This is a genomic window from Kordiimonas aestuarii, assembly GCF_025574465.1.
In the GTDB taxonomy this organism is placed as follows: domain Bacteria; phylum Pseudomonadota; class Alphaproteobacteria; order Sphingomonadales; family Kordiimonadaceae; genus Kordiimonas; species Kordiimonas aestuarii.
Map to the genome: position 1 here is coordinate 547,921 of NZ_JAOBPP010000021.1, position 23,849 is coordinate 571,769.

General features: G+C 58.5%; 27 protein-coding genes and 1 tRNA gene. 16 read left to right on the top strand and 12 right to left on the bottom strand.

Annotation, left to right across the window (positions count from 1 at the left end):
- The first annotated feature begins 70 nt into the window (after positions 1-70).
- Together trpS and OEU85_RS15130 are read left to right on the top strand one after the other, a co-directional pair.
- The gene (trpS, locus tag OEU85_RS15125) at positions 71-1,069 is read left to right on the top strand and encodes a tryptophan--tRNA ligase (protein ID WP_262692346.1); all 999 of its coding nucleotides are present in this window, start codon (positions 71-73) and stop codon (positions 1,067-1,069) included.
- A gap of 153 nt (positions 1,070-1,222) precedes the next feature.
- Complete coding sequence (locus tag OEU85_RS15130; protein WP_262692347.1) at positions 1,223-1,849, top strand: DUF4136 domain-containing protein; 627 nt, start codon at positions 1,223-1,225, stop codon at positions 1,847-1,849.
- Between the two features lie 50 nt (positions 1,850-1,899).
- Here the strand turns inward: OEU85_RS15130 and OEU85_RS15135 are convergent, their stop codons facing one another.
- Positions 1,900-2,511 (bottom strand): CGNR zinc finger domain-containing protein, encoded by a 612-nt coding sequence (locus OEU85_RS15135; RefSeq protein WP_262692348.1) that lies wholly within the window; start codon positions 2,509-2,511, stop codon positions 1,900-1,902.
- 236 nt (positions 2,512-2,747) lie between these two features.
- Here OEU85_RS15135 and OEU85_RS15140 point away from each other — a divergent pair, with 236 nt between their 5' ends.
- The 3 genes from OEU85_RS15140 to OEU85_RS15150 all read left to right on the top strand — a co-directional run bounded on the left by OEU85_RS15140 (position 2,748) and on the right by OEU85_RS15150 (position 4,171).
- Positions 2,748-3,365 (top strand): hypothetical protein, encoded by a 618-nt coding sequence (locus OEU85_RS15140; protein WP_262692349.1) that lies wholly within the window; start codon positions 2,748-2,750, stop codon positions 3,363-3,365.
- Positions 3,366-3,368: 3 nt separating this feature from the next.
- Positions 3,369-3,668 carry a winged helix-turn-helix domain-containing protein gene (locus OEU85_RS15145; RefSeq protein WP_262692350.1) on the top strand — a complete coding sequence of 100 codons (300 nt, stop codon included), beginning with the start codon at positions 3,369-3,371 and terminating at the stop codon, positions 3,666-3,668.
- A gap of 68 nt (positions 3,669-3,736) precedes the next feature.
- On the top strand, positions 3,737-4,171 hold the full coding sequence (locus OEU85_RS15150; RefSeq protein ID WP_262692351.1) for a DUF2141 domain-containing protein: 435 nt from the start codon (positions 3,737-3,739) through the stop codon (positions 4,169-4,171).
- A gap of 59 nt (positions 4,172-4,230) precedes the next feature.
- Here OEU85_RS15150 and OEU85_RS15155 read toward each other — a convergent pair whose 3' ends face one another.
- Complete coding sequence (locus tag OEU85_RS15155; RefSeq protein ID WP_262692352.1) at positions 4,231-5,115, bottom strand: MBL fold metallo-hydrolase; 885 nt, start codon at positions 5,113-5,115, stop codon at positions 4,231-4,233.
- A 272-nt stretch (positions 5,116-5,387) separates the two neighbouring features.
- On the opposite strand from OEU85_RS15155, the gene OEU85_RS15160 reads away from it, so the two are divergent.
- The 3 genes from OEU85_RS15160 to OEU85_RS15170 are packed head-to-tail and all read left to right on the top strand — an operon-like array spanning position 5,388 to position 9,120.
- Positions 5,388-6,611 carry a D-alanine--D-alanine ligase gene (locus OEU85_RS15160; protein ID WP_262692353.1) on the top strand — a complete coding sequence of 408 codons (1,224 nt, stop codon included), beginning with the start codon at positions 5,388-5,390 and terminating at the stop codon, positions 6,609-6,611.
- Positions 6,612-6,614: 3 nt separating this feature from the next.
- Complete coding sequence (locus OEU85_RS15165; RefSeq protein WP_262692354.1) at positions 6,615-7,397, top strand: alpha/beta fold hydrolase; 783 nt, start codon at positions 6,615-6,617, stop codon at positions 7,395-7,397.
- On the top strand, positions 7,390-9,120 hold the full coding sequence (locus OEU85_RS15170) for a Mur ligase family protein (protein ID WP_262692355.1): 1,731 nt from the start codon (positions 7,390-7,392) through the stop codon (positions 9,118-9,120). The genes OEU85_RS15165 and OEU85_RS15170 overlap by 8 nt, the downstream gene beginning before the upstream one ends.
- On the opposite strand, the gene OEU85_RS15175 is transcribed toward OEU85_RS15170, so the two are convergent.
- Entirely contained in the window at positions 9,117-10,019 is a 903-nt protein-coding gene (locus OEU85_RS15175; RefSeq protein WP_262692356.1) for a hypothetical protein, read from the bottom strand. The genes OEU85_RS15170 and OEU85_RS15175 overlap by 4 nt on opposite strands.
- Here OEU85_RS15175 and OEU85_RS15180 point away from each other — a divergent pair.
- Positions 9,996-10,883, top strand: coding sequence for an SDR family NAD(P)-dependent oxidoreductase (locus tag OEU85_RS15180; RefSeq protein ID WP_262692357.1), 888 nt, complete (start codon positions 9,996-9,998; stop codon positions 10,881-10,883). The two genes, OEU85_RS15175 and OEU85_RS15180, sit on opposite strands and share 24 nt — an antisense overlap.
- On the opposite strand, the gene OEU85_RS15185 is transcribed toward OEU85_RS15180, so the two are convergent.
- Positions 10,880-11,395 (bottom strand): universal stress protein, encoded by a 516-nt coding sequence (locus OEU85_RS15185; protein ID WP_262692358.1) that lies wholly within the window; start codon positions 11,393-11,395, stop codon positions 10,880-10,882. The genes OEU85_RS15180 and OEU85_RS15185 overlap by 4 nt on opposite strands.
- A gap of 56 nt (positions 11,396-11,451) precedes the next feature.
- The gene (locus OEU85_RS15190) at positions 11,452-12,474 is read right to left on the bottom strand and encodes a DUF2333 family protein (RefSeq protein ID WP_262692359.1); all 1,023 of its coding nucleotides are present in this window, start codon (positions 12,472-12,474) and stop codon (positions 11,452-11,454) included.
- A gap of 181 nt (positions 12,475-12,655) precedes the next feature.
- Here OEU85_RS15190 and OEU85_RS15195 point away from each other — a divergent pair, with 181 nt between their 5' ends.
- Entirely contained in the window at positions 12,656-13,057 is a 402-nt protein-coding gene (locus OEU85_RS15195; protein WP_262692360.1) for a DUF6491 family protein, read from the top strand.
- On the opposite strand, the gene OEU85_RS15200 is transcribed toward OEU85_RS15195, so the two are convergent.
- Positions 13,054-14,586 (bottom strand): AMP-binding protein, encoded by a 1,533-nt coding sequence (locus OEU85_RS15200; protein WP_262692361.1) that lies wholly within the window; start codon positions 14,584-14,586, stop codon positions 13,054-13,056. The two genes, OEU85_RS15195 and OEU85_RS15200, sit on opposite strands and share 4 nt — an antisense overlap.
- 104 nt (positions 14,587-14,690) lie before the next feature.
- Between OEU85_RS15200 and OEU85_RS15205 the strand changes: the two genes are divergently transcribed.
- Both OEU85_RS15205 and OEU85_RS15210 read left to right on the top strand, forming a co-directional pair.
- Positions 14,691-15,050: a DUF952 domain-containing protein gene (locus OEU85_RS15205; protein WP_262692362.1), complete on the top strand. Its 360-nt coding sequence runs from the start codon at positions 14,691-14,693 to the stop codon at positions 15,048-15,050.
- On the top strand, positions 15,050-16,120 hold the full coding sequence (locus tag OEU85_RS15210) for a quinone-dependent dihydroorotate dehydrogenase (RefSeq protein WP_262692363.1): 1,071 nt from the start codon (positions 15,050-15,052) through the stop codon (positions 16,118-16,120). Before OEU85_RS15205 ends, OEU85_RS15210 begins: the two co-directional genes overlap by 1 nt.
- Here OEU85_RS15210 and OEU85_RS15215 read toward each other — a convergent pair.
- From OEU85_RS15215 to OEU85_RS15230, 4 genes are read right to left on the bottom strand one after another with little or no spacing between them, the layout of a single operon-like run.
- Positions 16,117-16,977, bottom strand: a complete 861-nt coding sequence (locus OEU85_RS15215; protein WP_262692365.1) for a putative metalloprotease CJM1_0395 family protein — start codon at positions 16,975-16,977, stop codon at positions 16,117-16,119. The two genes, OEU85_RS15210 and OEU85_RS15215, sit on opposite strands and share 4 nt — an antisense overlap.
- A 58-nt stretch (positions 16,978-17,035) precedes the next feature.
- Positions 17,036-17,614: a periplasmic heavy metal sensor gene (locus OEU85_RS15220; protein WP_262692366.1), complete on the bottom strand. Its 579-nt coding sequence runs from the start codon at positions 17,612-17,614 to the stop codon at positions 17,036-17,038.
- A gap of 3 nt (positions 17,615-17,617) precedes the next feature.
- Positions 17,618-18,067, bottom strand: coding sequence for a hypothetical protein (locus tag OEU85_RS15225; protein WP_262692367.1), 450 nt, complete (start codon positions 18,065-18,067; stop codon positions 17,618-17,620).
- Positions 18,068-18,085: 18 nt separating this feature from the next.
- Complete coding sequence (locus tag OEU85_RS15230) at positions 18,086-18,661, bottom strand: sigma-70 family RNA polymerase sigma factor (RefSeq protein WP_262692368.1); 576 nt, start codon at positions 18,659-18,661, stop codon at positions 18,086-18,088.
- Between the two features lie 214 nt (positions 18,662-18,875).
- On the opposite strand from OEU85_RS15230, the gene OEU85_RS15235 reads away from it, so the two are divergent.
- Both OEU85_RS15235 and OEU85_RS15240 read left to right on the top strand, forming a co-directional pair.
- The gene (locus OEU85_RS15235; RefSeq protein ID WP_262692369.1) at positions 18,876-20,183 is read left to right on the top strand and encodes a UDP-glucose dehydrogenase family protein; all 1,308 of its coding nucleotides are present in this window, start codon (positions 18,876-18,878) and stop codon (positions 20,181-20,183) included.
- Positions 20,180-21,511 carry an MATE family efflux transporter gene (locus OEU85_RS15240; RefSeq protein ID WP_262692370.1) on the top strand — a complete coding sequence of 444 codons (1,332 nt, stop codon included), beginning with the start codon at positions 20,180-20,182 and terminating at the stop codon, positions 21,509-21,511. The genes OEU85_RS15235 and OEU85_RS15240 overlap by 4 nt, the downstream gene beginning before the upstream one ends.
- Here OEU85_RS15240 and arsC read toward each other — a convergent pair.
- Positions 21,508-21,849 carry an arsenate reductase (glutaredoxin) gene (arsC, locus tag OEU85_RS15245; protein ID WP_262692371.1) on the bottom strand — a complete coding sequence of 114 codons (342 nt, stop codon included), beginning with the start codon at positions 21,847-21,849 and terminating at the stop codon, positions 21,508-21,510. The genes OEU85_RS15240 and arsC overlap by 4 nt on opposite strands.
- 84 nt (positions 21,850-21,933) lie before the next feature.
- Positions 21,934-22,007, bottom strand: a tRNA-Gly gene (locus OEU85_RS15250).
- 165 nt (positions 22,008-22,172) lie between these two features.
- On the opposite strand from OEU85_RS15250, the gene metZ reads away from it, so the two are divergent.
- Together metZ and apaG are read left to right on the top strand one after the other, a co-directional pair.
- A complete protein-coding gene (metZ, locus tag OEU85_RS15255; protein ID WP_262692372.1) occupies positions 22,173-23,381 on the top strand; it encodes an O-succinylhomoserine sulfhydrylase in 1,209 nt (402 codons plus the stop codon).
- 41 nt (positions 23,382-23,422) lie between these two features.
- Positions 23,423-23,848, top strand: a complete 426-nt coding sequence (gene apaG, locus OEU85_RS15260) for a Co2+/Mg2+ efflux protein ApaG (RefSeq protein ID WP_262692373.1) — start codon at positions 23,423-23,425, stop codon at positions 23,846-23,848.
- Position 23,849 lies beyond the last annotated feature (1 nt).

Consider the following 23,849-nt stretch of genomic DNA (forward strand, 5'->3'; position numbering starts at 1 on the left):
CCCTTGCCATAACGCTGCGACAGAGACGGCCCGGTCCAAAGGTGCCGTATTTTTATGATGGAGACATTTGGTGACAAATCGCGTTTTTTCGGGTGCCCAGCCCAGCGGCAACATGCATCTTGGCAACTATCTTGGTGCGTTCCGCAACTGGGTGAAGCTGCAAGACAATTTTGAAAGCATCTATTGTGTTGTGGACATGCACGCGATCACTGTCTGGCAAGACCCGGCCGACCTGCGTGCACAGGTGCGCGAAGCGGCGGCCGCTTATATCGCCACTGGTGTCGATCCCAATAAATCTATCCTCTTTAACCAGAGCCGCGTGCCCGGCCACGCCGAACTGGCGTGGATCTTCAACTGCGTCGCCCGGATCGGCTGGCTGAACCGTATGACCCAGTTCAAGGACAAGGCAGGCAAAAACCGCGAGAAGGCATCGGCGGGCCTGTATGTATACCCGAACCTGATGGCGGCGGATATCCTTCTATACAAGGCCACGCACGTGCCCGTGGGCGAAGACCAGAAACAACACCTTGAGCTGACCCGCGACATCGCACAGAAGTTCAACAATGACTTTGGCGTTGAGATGTTCCCGGTGGTGGAGCCCGTCATTCAGGGCGAAGGCACCCGGGTGATGAGCCTGCGCGACGGCACCAAGAAGATGTCCAAATCGGACCCGTCGGAATACAGTCGCATCAACCTCAATGATGACGCCGATACCATCCAGCAGAAAATCCGCAAGGCAAAAACGGATGCCGAGCTGCTGCCCGCCAAGGCAGACCAGCTTGAAGGCCGGGCCGAAGCGCAGAACCTTGTCGGTATCTACGCCGCGCTGATGGACATGACGCGTGACCAGGTATGCGGTGAGTTTGAAGGTAAGGGTTTTGGCGACTTCAAAAAAGCGTTGACCGACGTGGCAGTGGCGAAGCTGGCACCAATCACCGGGGAAATGGCCCGTATCCAGAAGGATGAGGCTTATATCGACAGCGTGCTGCGCTCCGGCGCCGAACGCGCACGGGCGATAGCACAGCCGATCCTGAACGAGGTCAAGGACGCCATCGGCTTCCTGCGCTAGCACTTCGTCACCACGGCTGGCCGTTCAGTCTGCGTTCAGGCTGCGGCCCCTATAGTGGCTGCGATGATATGAAACAGCTATCAAGCCTTGCCCAGCGGCAGGGGCTTGATAGACTGCGATACACACGAGCCAAACAAGGACGGAAAAACAAAAATGGCCAGCATGATGACAGCCAACACCTTCAAGTCGGTCGTGCTTTCGCTCGCGCTGATTACCCTTGGTGCCTGCTCCAGCACATTCCGAAGCGACGTTGCCACGTTCCACAAACTGACGGCCCCGCAGGGCGAGCGGCTGATGATTGTGCCCATGAACGAGGAACGCAAGGACAGCCTTGAGTTTCAGCAATATGCCGCCATTCTCGCCAACCATCTGCGCAATGAAGGCTACAAGGCCACCGGAGAAAAAGACCCGGACCTGATTGTCGGCTTTGACGTGCAGATCAGCGATGGCCGCGAAAAAGTGACCGCCACACCCGGCATGCACACAGATTTTTACTGGCGCAGCTATTGGTACTGGGGCCGTTTCTGGCACCCCGTATACCCCATCGGCCGCGACTTTGACGACCGGATCGTCACCCGCACGGTCTATACCGCCACCTTGTGGATGGAAATCCGCAAGCCCAATGGCGACCTTGTATTCGAAGGCCGTGCCGAAACCGAAACACGCAACCGCGCGGTGCCCGAAGTGGTACCATATCTGGCCGAAGCGCTGTTCGAGAATTTCCCCGGCCCCAGCGGCGTAACCCGCCATGTGAAGCTGGATCTGAGCGACGAAGAGTAAGTACGCCCAACACGCAAGATTACCAAAGCCCCCTGTGAAAGCCGGGGGCTTTATCTTTTGTTGAGACAGACCCGCCCACCGCAATAGCGCTGTTTTGCCCGCGCGCTTTTGACCAGATATAGCCATCCGCACGCATCGTTAGCGCAGAGACGCAGGCGCCTGTCCGGGAGGGTTTTCACAAGGTCTACGGCGTCACGCGTGATAAGATCAGCGATAATGGTGAGGCTTGTGAAAGCCACGGGGCGAATCTCAATATGGTCATCGGTGAAGGCCAGCCGGTGGGCACCAATCGCCTGCTTCCAGAAAGCTTCAAATGCTTCCATGTCGTCATATGCTGGCTCGCCCCCCTGTGCGTGGGCGGCAAGAACATGGTGCAGGATACCCCGCAATGCCCGGGCGTTTTCAAGCGCTACCACGGCATCGTCAGGCTCAAGGCTTGCTTTCATCGCCACGATATCGGCAAGTGCCGGTTCCATAACACCGGCGACAACCGACCATTGTGCAAGGCTTATATATCCGTCCAGCCGGTCAAGCGGCTCAGGCGACCCCCACCGTATCAGGGTGTTGATAAAATCAAGCACCGGGTGACCGCCTATGAGATCCCCTTCTCCGAACTCGTGGACGATGGCGGTTTCACCGGTTTCTGAAAGGTCTTTGGCCATACGTCCGCTCTACTGCCTTGATGGTGGTTCCTTGACCCACCAAACATGGCAACGCCGCATGGCAACCGCAAGACACTTCTTGAGCGGCGCGCCTCCCAGCCGCGCCAATGCCTATACCAACAGTCTTTCCGTTTTTGCAGCCACATACCGATTCCACACGATATCCCTCTTGACTTGTCGCAAAAAATACATACTTTGTATTTCAAAGTACTTTGCATGAAGCACCAAAGGATCGAATGATGGCGAGTGATATGGACAATGATGCCCTTGGCAACCCGGCGGAAGACCTGGCGATGATCCGCCAGATGATGGAAGCGGGCCGCAACCGTGTGGCTGTCAGCGGGGTCCACTTCATCCTGTGGGGCATTTTACTGACCATCGCATTTTATGTGCAGTATCTCAGTGTTTACGGCTACCTGCCGGAAATGCTGGTAGAGATATGGGTGCCGATGGCAGCGATCGGCTGGCTGGTTGAATATTACCTCGCGCGGCGCTGCCCCCCGGTAACCCGCACATCGAACCCGGCTGTGGTGGCTCATTCCGCCAGCTGGTCGGTTGTAGGCATCACCACGCTTGCCTACTTTGGCATGTCCGTCATCACGGATACCTTCGACCCCAAGATTATTACCATTTTATCCGCTGGCCTGATGGGTGGGGCTTACTGGATCACCGCAACGGTGACCGGCATAAGCTGGCTCAGGTTTGTTGCGCTGGGGTGGTGGGCCGTGCTGGCATACGCCACCTCGCTCAAGGTCTATGACGGCGAGATGCTTCTGGTGATGGCAGCGGCAAGTGCCCTGCTGCTGACCCTGCCCGGCTTTATTGTGAGACGGCTTCACAGCAGCGGGGAATAGACCATGTCGGATTTCGACTATCGGACGATCAACGATGTGATCCATTCCCGGGTGCGGCTGGCGATCATGTCTTACCTCGCGTCCGCCCGCGCGGCAGAGTTTACCGAACTCAAGAAAGTGCTGAAGGTGTCTGACGGCAATCTTAGTACCCACCTCAAAAAGCTTGAGGACCACGCCTATGTGAAAACAGAAAAGGGTTTTGTCGGCCGCAAGCCGCAAACCATGGTTGAGATAACAGACGAAGGCAGCAAAGCCTTCCGGGCCTATGTTGAAGGCATCGCAAGCATGCTGGGCCAAAGTTAAATACCTGACGACACGCAACACCAAATGGCGGGCACATACCGCGCCCGGGACACCACAGGAGAATAGAAATGAGAACACTGACAAAAAGCCTGATGGCGCTGAGCCTTGCTGGCATCATGCTGGGGGCCGTGCCAGCGGGTGCCGCTGACCTGACCGTGAAAATTGGCAATATCCGCGAGGCCAAAGGCAATATACTGATCGCGGTTTATGACACGCCCGAGAACTTCCTGCGCCCAGGCGGCATGACGGCAGGCATGAAACTGCAGGCGGCCACCGAGGGTGTCAGCCATACCTTCGCGGGGCTGGAGGCAGGGACTTATGCGGTCTCCGTATTCCACGATGTTAATGGCGACGGCAAGCTTGAGAGCAACTATATGGGCGTCCCGCAGGAGCCTGTGGGCATGTCACGCGATGCACGCGGCAGCTTTGGCCCACCCGCCTTCACCGATGCCGCTTTCACCCTCCCGCAAGGCGGTAGTGTACAGAAAATTGACCTTTATTGAGGCTCTGCCAGTAGCCCCATACCCGCGCCAGAGCGGTTCCCGCGCGGGTTTCCCGGCGCCTAAAGGCTGTCGAAAATAAACCCGACAAACATATCCGCCCAGGCGGGGTTATCGGTCTGCCACTTGGCATCCATGTCCGCGAGCGGCTTGGCCGTCTGGATTTCCTCTAGCGTTTTGCCTTCTTCCTTCAGCTTTTTCACCCGGTCACGCGATTGCAGAAGCATCGTGCGGTAAGCTTCAAGCCCGGCCTTGTCTGTCACCATGCCGTGGCCGGGGATGATCACCGTCTCTTCATCGGCCGCCGAAAGCGCGAGCTCGGCAGCGCGGATCATACCGCTGATACTGCCACCATTGGGTACATCAATGAACGGGAAGCGGTCGTTAAAAAAAGTGTCCCCCATATGCACAACGTTCGAGTTGCGGAAATGGATGATACTGTCGCCATCCGTGTGCGCATTGGGCACATGGATGATGCGGGTGTTTTCACCGTTCAGATGCAGCGACATCTGGTCGTTGAAGGTTACGACAGGCAAGGCCGCGCCGCGCTGTGGTTCCATCTTCTTGCCAAAAGCCTTGATGAAGGCACCAGCCCTGAGGCGTTGGCGCACATTGTCATGCGCCACAATGACGGTCCCGCTGCTGCCCATGCCTTCGTTGCCGCCGGTGTGGTCAAAGTGAAAATGCGTGTTGATGACATAGCGTATCGGTGCCGCAGAAATACCAGCGACAGCGGCCTTGACCCGCTCAGTCAGTGGCGCATACTGGTCATCGACGATAAAAACACCGTCGTCCCCCGCAGAGACGCCAATATTGCCACCAGCGCCATAGATCACATGTATGTTGCCCGCCAGCGCTTCCGTTTTCAGCTCCACTTTGTCCCAATCCTGCGCGGACGCGGCTGTGGAAAGCATCAGGCCCGCCATAAATAAGGCTTTGGCTTTCATGGTTCATGCTCCGTTAAAGTTTAAAGTGTCATCCCCAAACCCACGCTAGTCTAGGGAGCCCGGCCACAGGGTCAAATGACAAACGCTTGATGGCGAGACGCGAGCCTGCCCCTGCAGGGGTGGTCTATGGTTAAAAAACCTGCGCCTCGCCCTTAAGCTGCCATGCTTAGCCCTTTAAAGTGGCCCGGCGGGCGCATTTGCCTTTGCCGTCCGCGCCCGAATTGGCTACATGATGAAGTAGAGCCATAAACATTCAGGTGAAGGGAGCGCCCGTGACCCAAAAGAAGGTCATTGCCGTCATTTTTGGTGGAAGAAGTGTTGAGCATGATGTCAGCGTGCTGAGCGGACTCCAGTTTCTCGAAGCACTTGACCCCGGCCGTTATGAGGGTTTGCCCATTTATGTGGACCCCCTGGGCCAATGGTGGACCGGCGCGCCGCTGACCCGCCGAAGTCGCTATCCGCTTGAAGACGCCCCCAAGGATCTCACGCAGGTGATGCTTGACCTCGCCACCCCTGCCACGGGGCGGCCGCAGCTTGTTGCCTTCGCCAAGGGCCTGATGGGTGAAAAACGCACAACGATCCCGTTTGACCTCATGGTGCCTGCAATCCACGGCTCCAACGGGGAGGACGGCACGCTTCAGGGCCTGCTTGATTTTGCCGGCATCCCCTATGCCGGCTGCCGGACGCTTGGCGCGTCCGCGACCATGAACAAGGTCTTCGCCAAAAAGGTTGCCGCACAGGCAGGTATCAAGGTTTTGCCTGAACTGCTGCTGACCCGGCCGAAAAAAGGCGAGTTTCTTGACCCCGACACACTGAAGGAACAATTGCATGACACCTTCAGTGAAATTGACTACCCCTTCATTGTCAAACCCTGCAATCTGGGTTCCAGCGTTGGTGTCGGCAAAGCCAACGATATCGACGGCCTTATCGCCGCGCTGATGACCGCCTTCCGCATGGACAGCGAGGTCATCGTCGAGCCCTTTGTCGCCAACCTGGTGGAGTATAACATCGCGGTGCGGCGCACGGCCGACGGCGAAATCATTACCTCGGCCATCGAACGCCCACTGCGCGACGCTGAACTGCTGGACTTCAAAAACAAATATCTGGCGGGCGGAGCGCCGGGCGCTCCCAAGCTCGACACCGGCCCCAGCGAAGGCATGGCGTCGCTTAACCGGGTATTGAACCCTGAAGAGCTCACGACTGGGCAGGAAGCTTTTATCCGCGACAGCGCGGCAGGCATCTTTGATGCGCTTGGCCTTGGCGGTAGCGTGCGGGTGGACTATCTTTGTAATGAGCAAGGCGGCGAGCTTTGGCTCAATGAAGTGAACACCATCCCCGGCTCCTTTGCCTATTTCCTCTGGGAGGCCGCCGCAGAACCGCTCAGTTTCCTCGCTCTCGCGGGTGAAATTGTCGAGGAAGGCTTCCGCTTGTCGAACGACCGGCTTGGTGAAACCGATACCGCCACCGGCGGTGCCACCATCTTCACGCGGAGCTGATGCGTGCCTGAAGGTGATATCATCATGACAAACAGCTGCTGGTTCAATTTCACGGAGGGCACAGACGGGCAATCGCTGATATGGCTGCACGGCTGGGGCATGGAACATGCTTCGCTCAAGCGCCTCGCCAGCCTTTTCAAGACCACGCATAAAAGCACCCTGTATGACCAGCCCGGTTTTGGGCGCACCCCCAAACTGGCTGACGGTGCAGGCACCGAAGACTATGCCGATGATCTCGCCGCCGAACTTGAAGGCATACCCGGCGCACCGCACATCCTGATCGGGCACAGCTTTGGCGGGCGTGTCGCCGTGCAGATGGCCGCGCGGCATCCGTCACTGGTCAAGGCAATCATCCTGATTGGGGGCGCGGGCCTGCAACGCAGGCGTTCCCTGCGCTTCAAGCTGCGGGCTTATAGCTTAAGAAACATTGGTCGTCTGGCACGACTTAGTGATCACTTGTTTGGAACCCATATGCGCGCCGCCTATGTCGAGCGTTTCGGCAGTACTGATTATAAAAATGCGGGGCCACTCAGGCCGACATTTGTCCGCGTAGTGAACGAGGACCTGAGCCAGCCCGCCAAGATCGTACGCTGCCCGGCACTGCTTATTTACGGCTCAGATGATACCGAAGCCCCGCCTGAGATCGGCCGCCGCTTTGAAAGTCTGATTCCCATTGCGCGTTTTGTCGAAGTCCGTGGTTTTGACCACTGGGATATCCTCGGCCGCGGGGCCTACCAGTGCGAAGCGCTGATCCGCGCCTTCATGGAAGACCTGAAAGATGATTGAGGCCTTGCTTCCATTGTGGCCCGCCTTCCTGTTTGCACCGTTGGTGCTGTGGTTCATGCTCGCGCGCGGCAAAACGCTAATGATGATCTTCCAGCAGGAAGAATATGACGACGTGCGTTTCCTGGCCTGGTTCGGGGACAACAAGGCCTTTGACCGCAAGGCAAGCCTTTGGATGCTGGCCGCCGTGCTTGTCGGCTTGATCTCGCAAAGCACCCTGGTAGGTGAGCTGGGGGCGACGGCAAGCGCCGCCGCTTTTCTGGTCTGGCCACTGATGGTGGCGGCTTTTGTACACGGCGCGCTGGTGTCAGCCACCGCGCGCAACTCGTCGAAAAAGCCGCTGGTGATGACAGCGCGTGTCAAACGCATTCTGACGGTTTATCTGGGTTTTGCCGTAGCGCTTTACCTTGTTATCCTGCTGATTGCTGTTCTGGCCCCCAGGGGCACGCACTATGCTGTCGCCGTGGATATGGACGGTATCGGCTTTGCCAGCTTGCCCTACAACTGGCAGGTGGTCCTGGCCTCGATCCTCTTTCTGCCGCTCCTGCAACTACCACCTTTGCTGCTGGTGCTGGCGAACAAGCTGCTGGAACCCGCCGAGGAGCGCGTAAAAGCAGGCTTCCGCGCCGAAGCGATTGAGAAGTTCAGCCGCCTGCAGCCCAAGGTTATCGCCATCACCGGGTCCTTCGGCAAAACCTCTACCAAACATATCCTCAGCCACATTCTGGGGGCGGCCGCGCCGACACTGGCAACGCCGGGCAGCGTCAACACCGACATGGGCATCACCCGCGTTATCCGTGAACAGCTGGAGGGCAAACACCAGTTTTTCATCGTTGAAATGGGCGCCTATGGCCCCGGCTCGATCGCGCGGTTATGCCGTCTGACACCGCCGGATGTTGGACTGATCACTGCCATTGGCGCCGCACACTATGAGCGTTTCAAAACGCTTGAGACAGTGGCAAGGGCGAAATTTGAACTGGCGGAAGCCGTGTTCAAAAAGGGTGGCCAGGTTGTTGTCAACCGGGACGGCATCGCGCCCGATTTGCTGGCAGAACGCTTGGCAAATGTGCCCGGCGATTACCGCATTGTCGGCCATGAGGGTGACGTGGTGATCACAAACTGGGCCATGACTCCCTTGGGCGTCGAAGTAACGGTCAGGGACGGTGCGGAGGACCATATCCTCAGGGCACCGCTTTATGGCAGCCATCAGGCGGGCAATGTGGCGCTTGCCGCCGCCAGCGCCCGCGCTCTTGGCCTGCCTTGGGCCGCCATCAAGGGGGCCCTGGCGTCCGTGCCGCAAATTCGGCACCGGCTTGAGGTCACCCGGTCGTCTTCGGGGCCGACCATCATAAATGACGCCTACAACTCAAACCCCGTGGGCTTCAAGGCGGCGCTGGAATGCCTGGATGTACTGGTGGAAGAAGGCGGCCGCCGCATCCTTGTTACCCCCGGCATGGTGGAGCTGGGCGATAAACACAATGAGGAACACAAGGCTCTTGGGGCGCTTGCAGCCCAACACTGCGATATCGTGCTGGTGGTCACACCCGACCGTATCCCAAGCTTTGTCGAGGCACTCAATAAAGCCAACGATGGCTCCGTTACCGTGATGATGTATGGCAGGCAGGCAGATGCGGAAGCATGGGTCAAAGGTCACTGGCGCAAAGGCGACGCCGTGCTGTTTGAAAACAACCTGCCTGACCTGTATGAAGCGGTGATCCGCTTTTAGTTTTCTGCCTCACCGCTTTGTTTTACCTGAAAGTCAAGCTTTTCGAGATTGGCGCGGGCAGCCTCAGCGTTGCGGCCCTCCGGTGCTGAACGCAAAAGCGCCAGCCAGGCTTTTCGCGCATCATCCGTCCGGCCCTGAGCGTGCCGCAGGTTGCCAAGTTCCAGAAGCCCTGCGGTGTCATCGGGGTAAGCCTTGCGATACCGCATCAAGGCTTCCTCCGCGCGGTCAAGTTGACCCACGCCGCGCGCGGCTGCTGCCACAAGCACCAGAATGTCTGTGCGGTTTTCATCAGCTTGCAGCACAGCCTCAAGGTCTTGCAACGCATATTCAAAATCATCATCTGCCGCAGCAATGCGGGCACGGTCGACCAACAGTTCATTCTGCTGGGGGGTGCCTGCCGGCACCACGGCAAGGCCAAGTTCGATTGCGTCCTCGGCCCTGACGATCTCATCCGCCAATAGCCACGCATTGGCGGCCTGGCCATACATGTCCGCCAACAGGCTGGCGTTCGCCACCATACGTTGGTCGCCGCGCACCGGCATGCCTTTGCCCACCCGCATGTCGTCGGCTATCCGCATAAGGCGTACGGCCGCTTCGGCGTATTCCTTCATGTGCGAAAGCGCCAGCGCCTCGCAATGACGGGCGGGCACACCGCCGCCGCCAGCCTGCCATTCAAGCGCAAGGTTGATCGCCTTGTCGGGCGAACGGTCAATCATGCTCACGCACGTACGGTAACGTTCTTCCCCGCCTTCGTCAGCACGAACAGCAAGATGTGATGCAAGTACAGTGGCAAGCGCCGCTGAAACAAGTATTGTTGGCCTGATAATCATCTGCGCAAGGTGCGCAAAAGCCGTGGCAAATTCAAGGCAGAAGACGTGACGACAGCGAATAAAAAACACCTGTTCATCTTTGGGCCCGGGTACACAGCCGGTTTTATCGGCAGGCGCGCCATCCGCGAAGGCTGGCGTGTGAGCGCAAGTTACCGCGACGCCGCAAAAGCCGCTGCCCTCGAAGTCCATGGCTTCATCCCCTTCGCGCTTGAAGACCCTGGTTTGAAAACAGCGTTATCCAGCGCCAGCCACTTACTCACATCGGTGGCGCCGGGTCCTAAAGGTGACCCGATATTGCCGTTGATTAAAAGTTGCGCCGACCAACTTGAAGACCTCGAGTGGCTGGGATACCTGTCATCCACCAATATATACGGTGACCGTGGCGGCGACTGGGTGGATGAGGATACCCCGCCCGCCCCCAACCTGAACCGTGGTATCCGGCGTTTAAGTGCCGAAGAAGACTGGCAGGATATCGCCGGCATGATGCGGGTGCCACTGCATATCTTTCGCCTCGCCGGTATTTACGGACCTGGCCGAAACGCTGTGCGCACAGTGCTTGATGGCCGCGCGCGCCGCATTTTCAAGCAGGGCCAGCTTTTCAGCCGTATCCATGTGCAGGATATCGAGGATGCCGTTTGGCGCGCCATGACCTCAGGCAAAGCAAGCCAAATCTTCAACCTCGCTGACGACATGCCTGCCCCGCCGCAGGATATTATCGAAAAAGCCGCGCTTCGCCTGGGGGCGCCTGTACCGCCGCTGATCCCGATTGAAAAAGCGGACCTGAGCCCGATGGCGCGCAGCTTTTATCAGGAAAGCAAACGGGTGAAAAACAGCCGGGTGAAACATGAGCTTGGCTTTACGTTCCGCTACCCCACATTCGATAGTGCGCTGGAGGATCTGGTGGCGTTCGAGCTGGGCGACAAAAAGCCTTAGGCCATCGCGTCAATTTGCTCGTACGTCATGTTCCCCGGAATGAGGAACAGCGGGCACGGCAGATTGCTGGCAAGATCATGGGTGAAATAGTCCACGAGTGGGCCAGGCCCGCCTTCGGAGCCGACGCCAAGCACAAGCCCGAATATATCCTTGCGCTCCTCGATAAACTTGCGGATTTCCTCATTCGGTTCGCCTTCAAGGATCTGGGTCTCTGGCACCACGCCGCAATAGGCATGCAGGCGTTCGGCCATGTCGCGCAGAAGTTCTTCCGCCTCGTCGCGGGCTTCCTCGCGCATGCGGTCCGCAACGGCCATCCAGTGCTGAAACTCGCCCGGACGAATACAGTGGAACAGAATCAGGCCGCCACCAGTGATGTGTGCCGCCCGCGCGGCGGCAAAACGGATTGCCACCTTCGATTCCGGTGACCCATCCACCACGACCAGCAGCTTGCGCCACCGCTTGGCAACCGGACGTATCGGCCCGTGAATTTCTTCGGTCACTGTTTCAGTCACGATGATCTTCCCCTTGGTGCGTCATAGACTGACAGCACAGCCCGGCTCTGACAAGCTTATTTGAGCAGGATGTTGGACACCTCACGCAGCTGGGTCCGCGCCCGCAAAAGGTAAAAACCCTGCATGGACAAATGGTTGGCAAACACACCGTCGATTGCACCATTGGTTACCACAACAGGGTCGAGGGTCGCCGCAGCACGCAAGCTTTTTAGAAGTTCATTATAAAGCGGGGTCAGCTCGCGGTCTTCAACCACCTTGGTAAAATCAGCCCGGAGCGCCTCCAGGATCACCGTATAGGCATAAACCTGACCCTTGACCTGATAGAACAGGTCGTCGGCGCCAAAATCAGGCAGTACACCGCCCGCGTTTTCACCGATATAGGTTTCCAGTGCGGCAGACGATGCCCCGAGGTCAAGCGCGATACGGTCAAGGGTGGCCTGCAGATTATCCGAGCGGCGCTCAAACACCGCGTTACCGGCGGCAAGCCGCGCGTTATAGGCTTCAAGTTGCTTGACCGCCTGACGGAAATAGCTGTCCGACGGCGTGGTCGGCAGAATCGAATTGGAGAAATCAATGACCCAGCGGTCCGGTTCCTTGGCGAGGTTGCCTGCTGCCTGCTCCAGATCCTTGTCAACCGCGCTTGACCCGCGCGTGCGGCCAATCTGGTCCCGCAGCTCAAAGGTAAAGCGCGACAGCGCGCCCATCATGCCCTTCTGGTAATTTGGGGTGTTGTCAAGCCACCAGCCGGGCTGGAAAAAGGGATCATTCGCTGTCCAGCCATGATCAACGGTTTCCCGCTTCACCAGATAGCCGATATCCGCTACCACGCGGGAGCCACCCGCGGGTGTTGTTGTCGGTAGGTTCAGGGTATCGTCCACCCGGTGCACAATGGGCATGCCGATCAGGATATAAAGAACAAACACAAGGGGAAGTGCGACCGCAACCTTGCGCCAGGTGCTGCCTGAAATGGTAACAAGCCAGCCGGTAAAATAGCGCCACAGTGCTCTCAGGCCCCGGCCGATCATGGCGAAAAACGCCATAAACTTTTCCTTGAGCCAAAGCCATATTTCCTGCGCCATGATACCGTTTCCTGTCCTCTGTTAACCCCGAGCCTTAAGGCCTTGATATTATGCCTGATATCGTCATGAATTGCGTCCAAAACAAGTGCCTGGGACACAATTCATTCATGGACAGTTAAGATAAAGCCCGCCATTCTGCCGTTATCAATCATAGACGACGACCTCGCCGGGGACCAAGAAAATGCACGTCCGTGCTTTTACCTTTTTTGCCACCATGCTGCTTCTGAGCGCCTTGCCCGCACATGCACAGCAGGATGAAAGCGCGCCCGCGCGCCGCCCACTGCCGGGGGAAGCCGGGACACAATGCATTGATGCAGAAAATATCATTTCCTATCACACCGTCTCCGACGACCTGATCCGCTTCGAATTGAGGGACAAGGATGTAATGGCGCGGCTGCGCAAAACCTGTCCGCAACTGCATTATCATGGCTATATCTCGTATCAGCCAGTCAATGGACAGCTTTGCGCGCGGTTTGACGATGTGGTCAACCGGTCAGGCATGCCGTGCCGCATCGAAAGTTTCACTGAACTGCCGCACACGCCGGGGGACGAAACCTCTGACGCGGGTGAAGGCCGTCCTTAAGCGGCCTCAAACTCTTCCCTGAGCGCACGTTTGAGCACCTTGCCCGACGCGTTGCGCGGCAGGGCTTTCATCACATGCACCGCGCGCGGAACCTTATAACCCGCCAGGTCCTTTTCCGCGTAGGCAAGCAGCGCGTCAGGCGTCACGTCCTGCCCCGGCTTGAGGACCACAGCCAGTTGCACCTGCTCGCCCCATACCTCATGCGGCACGCCAAACACCGAAGCTTCGGCTATGGCGGGGTGCGCGGCAATCACGGCTTCTATTTCGCTGGGGAAAACATTTTCGCCGCCGGTGATGATCATGTCCTTGATGCGGTCCTTGAGGTAGAGGTAACCGTCCTTGTCGAGATACCCGCCATCACCAGTTTTGTACCAGGCGCCTTCAAGCACTTCTTTGCTCGCGGCACTGTTGTGCCAATAGCCATTCATTACAGTCGGTGTCTTGATCCACACTTCTCCGATTTCCCCCACCGGCAGGGCATTACCGGTCGTGTCCCGCACGCTGAGCTCCACACCCTTGAATGCCCTGCCCACGCTGGCGCGGCGATATTCATAGTCAGGCGCATGGTCTTCGGGTGGCAGGTATGTGGCGTATCCGCAGGTTTCGGTCATGCCATAAAGCTGCACAAACCCCGCGTTTGGAAACGCAGCAAGCGATGCTTTCAGAAGCGGTGCGGGCATTGGCGATGCACCGTAAGACAGATACTTGAGCGAACCGAGGTTTGCGGTGGCCAGAGCTGGCTCTTTCAGTAGAAAAGCCAGCATCGCCGGCACAAAGATCGCGCGGGTGATGCGCTTTTCCTCAATAGTTTTGATCACATCCGCAGGGATAAAGTCGCGCAGCACAACTATTTTAAGGCCGTGATAAAGCCCGATCAAGGCCCAGCCGCAGCCAGCGATATGGAACAGCGGCGTTGGCACCAGTTCAACTTCATCAGCCGACCAGACGTTCCAGTCGCCCGGCGCGGTCCCGGGCTTGCGCGACGCGAGGATGGCGCTTTGCGACACTGCCACACCCTTGGCGCGGCCCGTCGTGCCGGAGGTGTACATCATGATGGCGGGGGCTGCCGGGTCCACACTTTCATATGTGGCGTCGCCTTTCGCGCCACTTCGCCATTGGTTATACGCGCGCCCTTCATCCAGTGGCACGAGCGGCACGCCAGCGTGCCTGCCAGCGTTGATGCCGTCCACAAAAGTGCGGTCGGCAAAGATAATGCCTGGCATGCTGTCATCAAGTTGATCTGCGACCTCGTGGGTTGTCAGCCGCCAGTTGAGACTGACAAAACAAAGCCCGAGACGAGCGCAGGCATAAAGCAGCTCAAAAAACGCTATTGACGAGCGCCCGAGATAGACAACCCTGTCCCCCGACGAGAGACCCGCCTGCTGTAGCATCGCGGCGGCTTTATGGCTGTGATCCGCCAGTGTCTTGTATGTAATGGTGCAGTTGCCACATTCGATCGCCACCTTGTCGGGCAGCGTCGCCGCGTGTTCATCGAGATACTCCTGAAACAAACGATAGCTTTTGCTCATGCGCGCTCCTCTCCTTCACAAACAAACTAGCACAGTTATAAGGCACGGCAAGCAGGCCCACATGGCGCTTGAACGCAGGCGCAAGACCGCTTATTGAAAAAGCCATGAGCAAGCTGATTTACAAGATTTTACGCCCGCACGAGTGGGCTGCCGCCCTCGAGACCGACGCCTTCCCGGGTGCGCCCATCGACGTTGCTGACGGCTATGTGCATTTCTCTGCTGCCAGCCAGGTGCCGGAAACCGCTGAAAAATACTTTGGCGACACGGAAAAAATCCACCTGCTTGGTTTTGAGCCGGACGTTTTCCCCGATGGCTCCCTCAAATGGGAAAAGTCACGCGGCGGTGCCCTGTTCCCACACCTTTATGCCCCGCTTGACGTTGCGCTGGCGCGTGAACGGCTGACCTTGTCCCGCCGCATCGACGACACGTTCGACTTTTCTTTTCTGACAAAAGACAAAGACTGATGATCGACCTTTTCCCCCTTGTGCGGCCCTTGGTGCATGCGCTCGACCCCGAAACTGCGCATAACGCGACAATCAAGGCGCTCAGGCTGGGGTTGACCGGCAAAATTGGTGCGGAAAAGCATGATCCGGTGCTGCGGTGCGAGGTTTTTGGCCTCGATTTTCCCAACCCCGTTGGTCTCGCCGCAGGGTTCGACAAAAACGCGGAGGTCATCCGGCCTGCCCACAAAATGGGCTTTGGCTTTGCAGAAGCAGGCACGGTGACGCCAAAGCCGCAGGTTGGCAATGATAAACCGCGCCTCTTTCGCCTGACGGCGGACCGCGCCGTCATCAACCGGTTTGGCTTCAACAACCGGGGACTTGATTATTTTGAAGGGCGCCTGCGCACCCTGCCCGCCGCCCGAGGTATCTTCGGCGCCAACGTTGGTGCTAACAAGGACAGTGAAGACCGCACGGCAGATTATGTCAGTGGCATCAACCAGCTTTATGGGCTGAGCGATTATTTCACCGTCAATATATCCAGCCCCAACACGCCGGGCCTGCGGGCTTTGCAGTCAAAAGCCGCGCTTGAAGACCTTGTTGGTCGCGTACTGGATGCGCGGCAGGGAAAAATGGCTGCAGGGGCCGCCCACGTGCCAATCCTGATCAAGATCGCACCGGACCTGCTGGATGATGATATCCGCGATATTGCGGATGTCGCCCGATCAAGCACTATCGACGGCCTGATTGTCAGCAACACCACCATTACCCGCCCTGAAAGCCTGAAAAGCCGAGACAAGGACGAAGCAGGCGGTCTGTCAGGCGCGCCCCTTATGGGCCCGTCAACGGAAATTCTCTCCGCCGTTTACAAGGCAACCGACGGCCAAGTGCCCCTCATTGGTGTTGGCGGAATTGCTTCAGGCGCAGACGCTTATGCCAAGTTCCGGGCCGGTGCATCGCTGGTGCAGCTCTATTCTGCGCTCGTCTATGACGGGCCTGGCCTTGTGAGCAAAATCAACCGCGAGCTTGCCGCACTTTTAAAAGCGGACGGCTTCGCCTCGGTTGCCGATGCGGTCGGGGTTGACCAACACTAGGCGATCAGGTTGACGCCGCCTGTCAGCGACCGCGGAAGTGAGGCTGTATCAGTGTTCTCAATTTGGGCTACCACTGGTGGCAGGATGCCTTGTGGCTGGGCCTCAGGCGCATCGGACGCTCCCCCGGGCGCTGTGCGCACCGCTGTTTTGCCCGGCCCCACCTCCCCCTCAAGCGCGGCTTCGGCCTCGTCGCGTTGCCGGGCCCGCAGGTCTCCCTCCGCTTGACGAATGGCAGCTTCTGCCTTTGACGCGACCGCACGGTCCTGACCAGATGGCCGCGCTGGCGCCAGCGCAGCCGCCCGCACAATCTGCATCTTCTCAATGGTGGCTTCGGGGTTATCCGCCACTGCCTGGGTATCGATCGAGACATGGCCGCCCACCGCATACTGGACACCGTCCGGCCCGCGGATGAAGTCAAATTGCGGACTGCCAGCATAGCCCTGGCCCGTCGCCGCATGGGCAGATTCATGGGCCCTGACTTCGCGGTCGCGGGCTTTCAGTTCCGCCACGCGGGAACGGTCTTCTTCAGACAGGTCGCTTGATAGCTTCAGCGCGCCTTCAAGGGCAACAGGCGCAGGGGTTTCCGGCAGTTCGGGCGCTTCGGACGGGATACGCCCCTCATCGACCTGGATACTAACCGCCGCGGTCCCACCAAGGTTTTGTGAGTTGCCGGAAAGATAGGACCGGGGTTGCTCGAGCGGTGGCTCTGTCGGCCCGGTACCGACCCGCACAAACGGCACGCGCACGGAAGCCTTTTCCGCACCCGCGATGTCGGGTTTCAGGTTGTCTGGCACATCGGGGCGCCTGATATCAGGCGGTGGCGGCCCAATGGACGGCAGTATCACAGCGCTGGTCATGCCTCGTATTTTAGCACGAAAACGCGCATGCTGCCTACTGGGCTTTTAAAGCACGATTTTAGAAGCGCCCGTCCGGCCCCTCACCCGGCGTGCCTTCGAGTCCCTCGTCGTCAAACCCACCGGGAGGAGGAGGCATATGTTCGTCACCGTCACCAAAAGGCCCACGGGGGCCGCGTTTCATGCGCCATTTCCGACGTTTGTACATATCTTCAGCAAGCTTTTGCCTGGTCTCGAGATCGAGGTCCGCTACAATATCCAGAAGGATGGACTTCAATGGCCCATGCAGCATGCGCGTTTTGCTCTCCAGCTCGCCCAGCGCCGCGCGCAGCGCCGCTTTGTCCACAGTTTCGGCAAGCAGGATGCTGCGCACCTGTTCTTCACTTTCACGAATGCCGCGGAAACTCTCCCGCAGGTCCTTGCGGTGGCCAATCATCAGCGCCTTGAGGTCTTCGCGCTTGTCCTCCGGCAGATACGCGGCAAGGTGGCGCATGTTAAAAAGCTCCTTGCCCCCCATCCGGTGTTCACGGTGCTGCCGGTCAGGCCGGATTTCCTTACCCAGAAGATAGCCGCCAGCGAACAGATTAGCAGCCAGAGAGGCCGCCAGCACGCCATGCACCCAGTTTACCTTGAAAGCCATGATCTATTCTTCCTCCAGATACAGGTCCGCGTTGCTGGCAAAAAGATGGGCGCTCAGGTCCACACCCTCTGTGTCGACCTCATTGCCACCACCCTGCATACCCATCGCAACACCAACGCCAAGCACAACAATATAAACGGCCGCCTGCGACGCAATCGCCGCCCGCGCCGACCAACCACCAAAAAGCCGGGCGAAAAAGCCCTTTCCCCCACCTGCCGCCGCACGCGCCTGCCTTTCGGGAATATCCATCAGGCGGGAGAGGAAGGCATCACCGTCCCCCGGTACCGCATGGTCAACCGCCAGCAGGGTGTCAAGTTCGGCTTCGGCGGCCAGAAAAGCTTCGCCTTCGCGGCTGGCCAGAAAAAGCGCCACATTCTGCTGTTTGTCCTTGGGCCATGCCTCATGGTCTGCGCCAAAGCGCGCCCTCAGTTCATCATATTCCTGTTCATTCATGGGCATCTTCTTGCCCTCCTATCCCAATGCTTCAAAGAGCTGCTGTTTTTCAGCCTGCAACTGTTCTCTGAGTTTTGCCCGTGACCGCACCAGAAGCGATTCATAGGCTTTCAGGTTCATGTCCATTGCGGCAGCGGCCTCCATATTCGACAAACCGTCGAAATAGCTGAGGGTCACTGCAATTTTTTGCCTGTCCGACAACGCTGCAAGAGCTGTCCTCAACCGGGCCTTGCCACCCTCCTGGGCCAACTTTTCCTCGGCACCCGGCCGGTTGTCGGCTTCGTCAAACCCTTCCGGCAGGGGGTCGGCCTTTTTGCGGCGCTTGTCGTCAAGGCAGCGGTTGACCACAATGCGGTGAAACCAGGTGGTGAACTTCGCTTTGCCCGCATCAAACCGGCCCGCGTGGGTCCAGAGTTTGACAAACGCTTCCTGCGCAAGGTCTTCCGCCCGCGCCACATCATCCAGATAACGGAAGGCAAGCGCGCGGTAGCGCAGACCATGCCGCTTCACCAAAAAGGCAAAAGCGGTGCGGTCCCCTGTCGCGACCCTCGCAACCAGGGTCTCGTCCGTCGGTTCTTCGCCTTCAAACGCCAAACCAAAACTCTTTTTATTGTTTCATTCTCGTCGTCAACCTGCACTTTGTACGTAACAGACGGGGTACACCCTTCGCCTATTCTTGCGCTGTATCATAAATTCGAAATAATAAGGCCCTATGCGCAAGCGGTATCATACAGTATGACATTGCCACATTGTATTTTATTGATTTCGCCCACGGCATAAAAATCAGTTGAAGGTTAAAGGTTCAGTCATGAAGATTGCAGTTATCGGCACGGGGTATGTGGGTCTGGTATCAGGCACCTGTTTTTCCGAATTTGGTCATGAAGTGACTTGCGTTGACAAAGACGCAGGCAAGATCAAGGCGCTTGAAAACAACATCATGCCCATCTATGAGCCCGGGCTTGACAGCCTTGTCGCGCGGAACGTGGAAGCGGGGCGCCTGCACTTCACCACAAACCTCAAGGACGCCATGAAGGGCGCCGAGGCTGTGTTTATCGCCGTTGGCACACCAAGCCGCCGCGGGGACGGCCACGCTGACCTGCAGTATGTGTTCGCCGCCGTCGAGGAAGCCGCCGAATATATCGACAACTATGCCGTCGTGGTCACCAAGTCTACCGTCCCGGTTGGCACCGGCGCCCGCATCAAGGCGCGGCTGAGCGAACTGCTGCCTGCGGAAAAGTTTGACGTTGCGTCCAACCCTGAATTTCTGCGGGAAGGTGCCGCGATCGAAGATTTCATGCGCCCCGACCGGGTTGTGTGCGGTGTGGACAGCACCCGCGCCCATGACCTACTGCGCGAGCTGTATCGCCCGCTATACCTCAACGAAACGCCGATCGTGTTCACCAACCGCGAAACAGCGGAAGTCATCAAATATGCCGCCAACGCCTTCCTCGCGACCAAGATCAGCTTCATCAACGAGATTGCAGACCTGTGCGAGGCCGCGGGGGCAGACGTACAGGAAGTCTCCAAAGGCATCGGACTTGATAACCGCATTGGTTCCAAGTTCCTGCACGCAGGCCCGGGCTACGGCGGCAGCTGTTTCCCGAAAGACACCCGCGCCCTTGTCTCAACGGCGGACCAGTATGGCGTACCGCTCAAAATCGTACGTTCCGTCGTTGAAGTGAACGAGGAACGCAAGCGTGCCATGGCGGCCAAGGTTATCAAGGCGTGCGGCGGCGACGTGACCGGCAAACGCCTTGCCGTCCTTGGGCTGACGTTCAAGCCAAACACCGACGACATGCGCGAAAGCCCGTCGCTTGACATCATCCCGGCCCTTCAGGACGCCGGCGCCGTTATTCACGCCTATGATCCCAAAGGTACCGAGGAAGCCGAGAAGCTTCTCAAGAACGTCACCTTCCATGAAGAGCCCTACAGCACCATGGAAGATGCGGATGCCCTTGTTATCCTGACCGAATGGAACCAGTTCCGGGCGCTTGATTTCGACCGGGCACGCAAACTGATGAAAGACGGTATTCTGGTGGACCTGCGCAATATCTACGCCAAGGCGGACCCGGCGAAACACGGCTTCACCTACACCGGCATCGGGCGGGGCGCGTGACGGCAGCGCTCGCGCTTAACCACCCCCACAAACGCATCTGGGCCATTGCCGGCCCGGCCATCATCGCCAACAGCTCGGCACCGCTTGTCGGGCTGGTGGACACCTGGGTTATCGGGCACTTGCCGGGCGCCCGATATCTGGCGGCGGTCAGTATCGGCGCGATGATTTTCAGCTATCTTTACTGGGCCTTCGGCTTCCTGCGCATGAGCACGACCGGACTTATCGCACAAGCCCACGGCCGGGGCGACAGCGACCAGATTGCCCGCATTCTGACGCGCGCCCTGCTGACGGCCGTTGCCATCGGCACTTTACTCGTCATGTTCCAGGGTCCGATCCATGTATTGACACTTGAGGCGCTTGACCCACCGCCCACGACCATTCGGCTTTTTTCCGACTATTTTGCCATTCGCGTCTGGGCGTTGCCGGCCGCACTGCTAAGCTACGCCATCACTGGCTATCTGATCGGCACGGCACAGGCGACGCGCGCGCTTTATGTGCAGCTTGTGCTCAATATCGCCAATGCCGCCCTGAACCTCTTTTTTGTGCTCGGGCTTGCGCTTGACGTTCGCGGCGTCGCGCTGGGGTCCCTTATCGCCGAATGGCTTGCGGTTGCGGTCGGCCTTCTTTTTGTCGTCAGGTCGCTTGGGGGTGTCAGACTGGCGGCCGCACTCAGCAGTCCCATGACCTACGATTTGGGCAAAATGAAAAAGCTGCTCAGCGTCAATGGTTACATTTTTGCCCGCACGCTTCTGTTGATCCTTGCCTTTGCGCTGATGACACGCCAAGCCGCCGCCCTTGGACAGATACCGCTGGCGGCAAGCCATGTGCTCAATACTTTCCTGATGCTGATCGCCCTCGGGCTTGACGGCTTTGCCTATGCAGCGGAAGCCCTGTCGGGGGCCGCATACGGCAGGGGTGCACGGCTGGAATTCCGCGCCTGGGTGCGCTATGGGCTCCTGTGGTCGGGGCTGGCCGCCGTCGTCTATAGCACCGGGTTTGGCTTTTTTGGCACCGCGCTTATCCACACGCTGACAAATATAGAGCCTGTCCGGGCCGCGGCCGCCGGTGCACTGCCTGTGTTGGCGCTGCTGCCCCTTATCGCTTTCTGGTGCTACCTTTATGACGGCATCTATATCGGCGCCACCGCAGGCGGCGCCATGCTGGGCACTGCGGCAGTCGCCGCCGCCAGCTTCATCATGGTTCTTGATCCGCTGACAGACCGCTATGGCCTCACCGGGTTATGGATCGCCATGGCAGTGTTTCTGGCTATGCGGGGGCTGGCACAAGCAGTCTATTACCCCCGTATTGAACGGCGGCTCGCTGCTTAAAGAATATCAAGCACGCTTTCCGGCGGGCGGCCGATGCGCGCCTTACTGCCCGAAAAAACAATCGGGCGTTCGATCAGCTTGGGTGTTGCCGCCATCGCGGCGATAAGGTCTTCACCATCCTTGTCGGCAAGGCCCTGCTCCTTGTATTCCGCCTCACCCTTACGCATCAGGCCGCGCGGCTCAAGGTTCAGAAGCTTAAGGGTGTGTTTGATCTCATCTTTACTGGGCGCGTCCTCAAGATAGAGTCGCACTTCGGGCGCCATGCCGCTGTCTTCAAGCAACGCCAGCGTTTGCCGCGATTTACTGCACCGCGGGTTATGCCAGATAGTAACGCTCATGATTGTGTCTCCCTTGCTCTTGGTCCTTGACCAAAGGGTTTAACGACATCAGGCAGCGGCGGCAATATCATAAGAGAAGAAAGCTGGAGCGGGTGAAGGGAATCGAACCCTCGTCTTAAGCTTGGGAAGCTTCTGCTCTACCATTGAGCTACACCCGCAGTGCCTTGTGGGACCAAAGCATTTACCAGAGCTTTAGGAAAAAGCAAGAAATGATAGCGCAGCAGCACACCGAAAAGCTTGACGACAGGCGCGCGCCAACGCACCTTGGCGCCGCAAGCCCCCAACCAAGGGCTACGAAAGACATTTGTGCAGGAGACAAAGCGATGAAACAGCGCGCAGGCCTAGATAAAAGCCTTACTTCCACCTGGTCTCGCCAGACCCAGATGGTGCGCGCGGGTTCAATGCGCTCGAATTTTGGAGAAATGGGCGAGGCCATGTTCCTCACCTCGGCTTTCGCTTATGAGAATGCAGAAGAAGCCGAGGCGCGCTTTGACGGCCGCGCCGAAGGATTCACCTACTCCCGCCAGACCAATCCGACCGTAGCAATGTTTGAAAGTCGCATGGCAACGCTTGAAGGCGCCGACGTGGGCCGCGCCACCGGCACCGGCATGGCGGCAATGACCGCCTCGCTGCTGTCGAGCCTCCGGACAGGCGACCATGTGGTTGGCGCCCGCGCGCTTTTTGGCTCGTGCCGCTGGCTGATGGACGAGCTGTTGCCGCGCTACGGGATTGAGACCACAGTGGTTGATGGCCGGGACCTGAACGCCTGGAAAGCCGCGATCAAGCCAAACACAAAGCTGTTCTTCACCGAAACACCGGCAAACCCGACGCTTGAGATCGTCGACCTGCGGGCGCTCGCGGATCTGGCACACAATTCAGGCGCGCTTCTGGTTGTCGATAATGTGTTTGCGACCCCGGTGCTACAGCGCCCGATGGAAATGGGTGCCGATATTGTGGCCTATTCAACCACAAAGCATATCGACGGTCAGGGCCGCTGCCTTGGTGGGGTCGTCTTGTGTTCAAAAGAGTTCGACGAGGAACATCTCTATCCCTATTACCGCCACACCGGCTGCGCCATGTCGCCGTTTACCGCGTGGGTTATGCTAAAAGGGCTTGAGACCCTGAGCATCCGTGTGCACGCCATGTGCGACAACGCGGAAAAAGTCGCGGCCGCCATCGCGGAACGGGTGACAGACACTCGCCATCCCGCCCTTGCACGCTTTGAACAGCAGACCCTTGCCCTCAGCCAGATGGACCGTGGGGGCACCATGGTGGTGTTTGAGCTGCCGGGCGGGCGCGAACAGGCGTTCAAGTTCATGAACTCGCTGCAGATTGCCGATATTTCCAACAACCTCGGTGACAGCCGCTCGATCGCCACGCACCCCTGGAGCACCACACACAAGGCACTTTCGGAAGAGAGCCGACTTGAGCTTGGCATCACCCCCGGCCTTATTCGTTTTTCAGTAGGGCTTGAGGATGGCGGCGATCTCGTTCAGGATGTGCTGCAGGCGCTTGATAAAGCCGGGGTGTAGGGCGCTGGCACACCAAGCACCGGGAGGCATGTGAAAGCAATATGGTTGACGACGACCTGATTGACGGGGTTCTGACCTTCGAGGAAACGACCGAGGGCATCCATATCGCTGTGCAGAGCTATTATCTGGCCGAGCAAAGCAAGCCGGAGGCCCAGCAATTTGTCTGGGCCTACCGCATCCGCATCACCAATGAAGCAGGGCAGCCTGTGCAACTGCTCAACCGGCACTGGATGATCACCGATGCCAATGGTGGTCTGCAGGAAGTCAAGGGCGTTGGCGTGATTGGTGAGCAACCGGTCATCCGGCCCGGCGACACTTATATCTATACAAGCGGCACGCCGCTTTCGACACCGAGCGGGTTTATGCGCGGCTCCTACGAGATGCAGCGTGACGACGGTGTGATGTTCAACGCCCAGGTGCCCGCCTTCTCCCTCGACAGCCCGCACGTTTCCCTGCACATCAACTGAG

Coding starts and splice junctions, on each gene's coding strand:
- OEU85_RS15130 (WP_262692347.1), top strand. CDS start 1,223: ATGGCCAGCATGATGACAGCCAACACCTTCAAGTCGGTCGTGCTTTCG.
- metZ (WP_262692372.1), top strand. CDS start 22,173: ATGAAACAGCGCGCAGGCCTAGATAAAAGCCTTACTTCCACCTGGTCT.
- OEU85_RS15235 (WP_262692369.1), top strand. CDS start 18,876: ATGAAGATTGCAGTTATCGGCACGGGGTATGTGGGTCTGGTATCAGGC.
- OEU85_RS15155 (WP_262692352.1), bottom strand. CDS start 5,115: ATGAAAGCCAAAGCCTTATTTATGGCGGGCCTGATGCTTTCCACAGCC.
- OEU85_RS15210 (WP_262692363.1), top strand. CDS start 15,050: ATGATCGACCTTTTCCCCCTTGTGCGGCCCTTGGTGCATGCGCTCGAC.
- OEU85_RS15220 (WP_262692366.1), bottom strand. CDS start 17,614: ATGGCTTTCAAGGTAAACTGGGTGCATGGCGTGCTGGCGGCCTCTCTG.
- apaG (WP_262692373.1), top strand. CDS start 23,423: ATGGTTGACGACGACCTGATTGACGGGGTTCTGACCTTCGAGGAAACG.
- OEU85_RS15190 (WP_262692359.1), bottom strand. CDS start 12,474: ATGGCGCAGGAAATATGGCTTTGGCTCAAGGAAAAGTTTATGGCGTTT.
- arsC (WP_262692371.1), bottom strand. CDS start 21,849: ATGAGCGTTACTATCTGGCATAACCCGCGGTGCAGTAAATCGCGGCAA.
- OEU85_RS15215 (WP_262692365.1), bottom strand. CDS start 16,977: ATGACCAGCGCTGTGATACTGCCGTCCATTGGGCCGCCACCGCCTGAT.
- OEU85_RS15145 (WP_262692350.1), top strand. CDS start 3,369: ATGTCGGATTTCGACTATCGGACGATCAACGATGTGATCCATTCCCGG.
- OEU85_RS15200 (WP_262692361.1), bottom strand. CDS start 14,586: ATGAGCAAAAGCTATCGTTTGTTTCAGGAGTATCTCGATGAACACGCG.
- OEU85_RS15150 (WP_262692351.1), top strand. CDS start 3,737: ATGAGAACACTGACAAAAAGCCTGATGGCGCTGAGCCTTGCTGGCATC.
- OEU85_RS15135 (WP_262692348.1), bottom strand. CDS start 2,511: ATGGCCAAAGACCTTTCAGAAACCGGTGAAACCGCCATCGTCCACGAG.
- OEU85_RS15170 (WP_262692355.1), top strand. CDS start 7,390: ATGATTGAGGCCTTGCTTCCATTGTGGCCCGCCTTCCTGTTTGCACCG.
- OEU85_RS15140 (WP_262692349.1), top strand. CDS start 2,748: ATGATGGCGAGTGATATGGACAATGATGCCCTTGGCAACCCGGCGGAA.
- OEU85_RS15195 (WP_262692360.1), top strand. CDS start 12,656: ATGCACGTCCGTGCTTTTACCTTTTTTGCCACCATGCTGCTTCTGAGC.
- OEU85_RS15205 (WP_262692362.1), top strand. CDS start 14,691: ATGAGCAAGCTGATTTACAAGATTTTACGCCCGCACGAGTGGGCTGCC.
- OEU85_RS15225 (WP_262692367.1), bottom strand. CDS start 18,067: ATGAATGAACAGGAATATGATGAACTGAGGGCGCGCTTTGGCGCAGAC.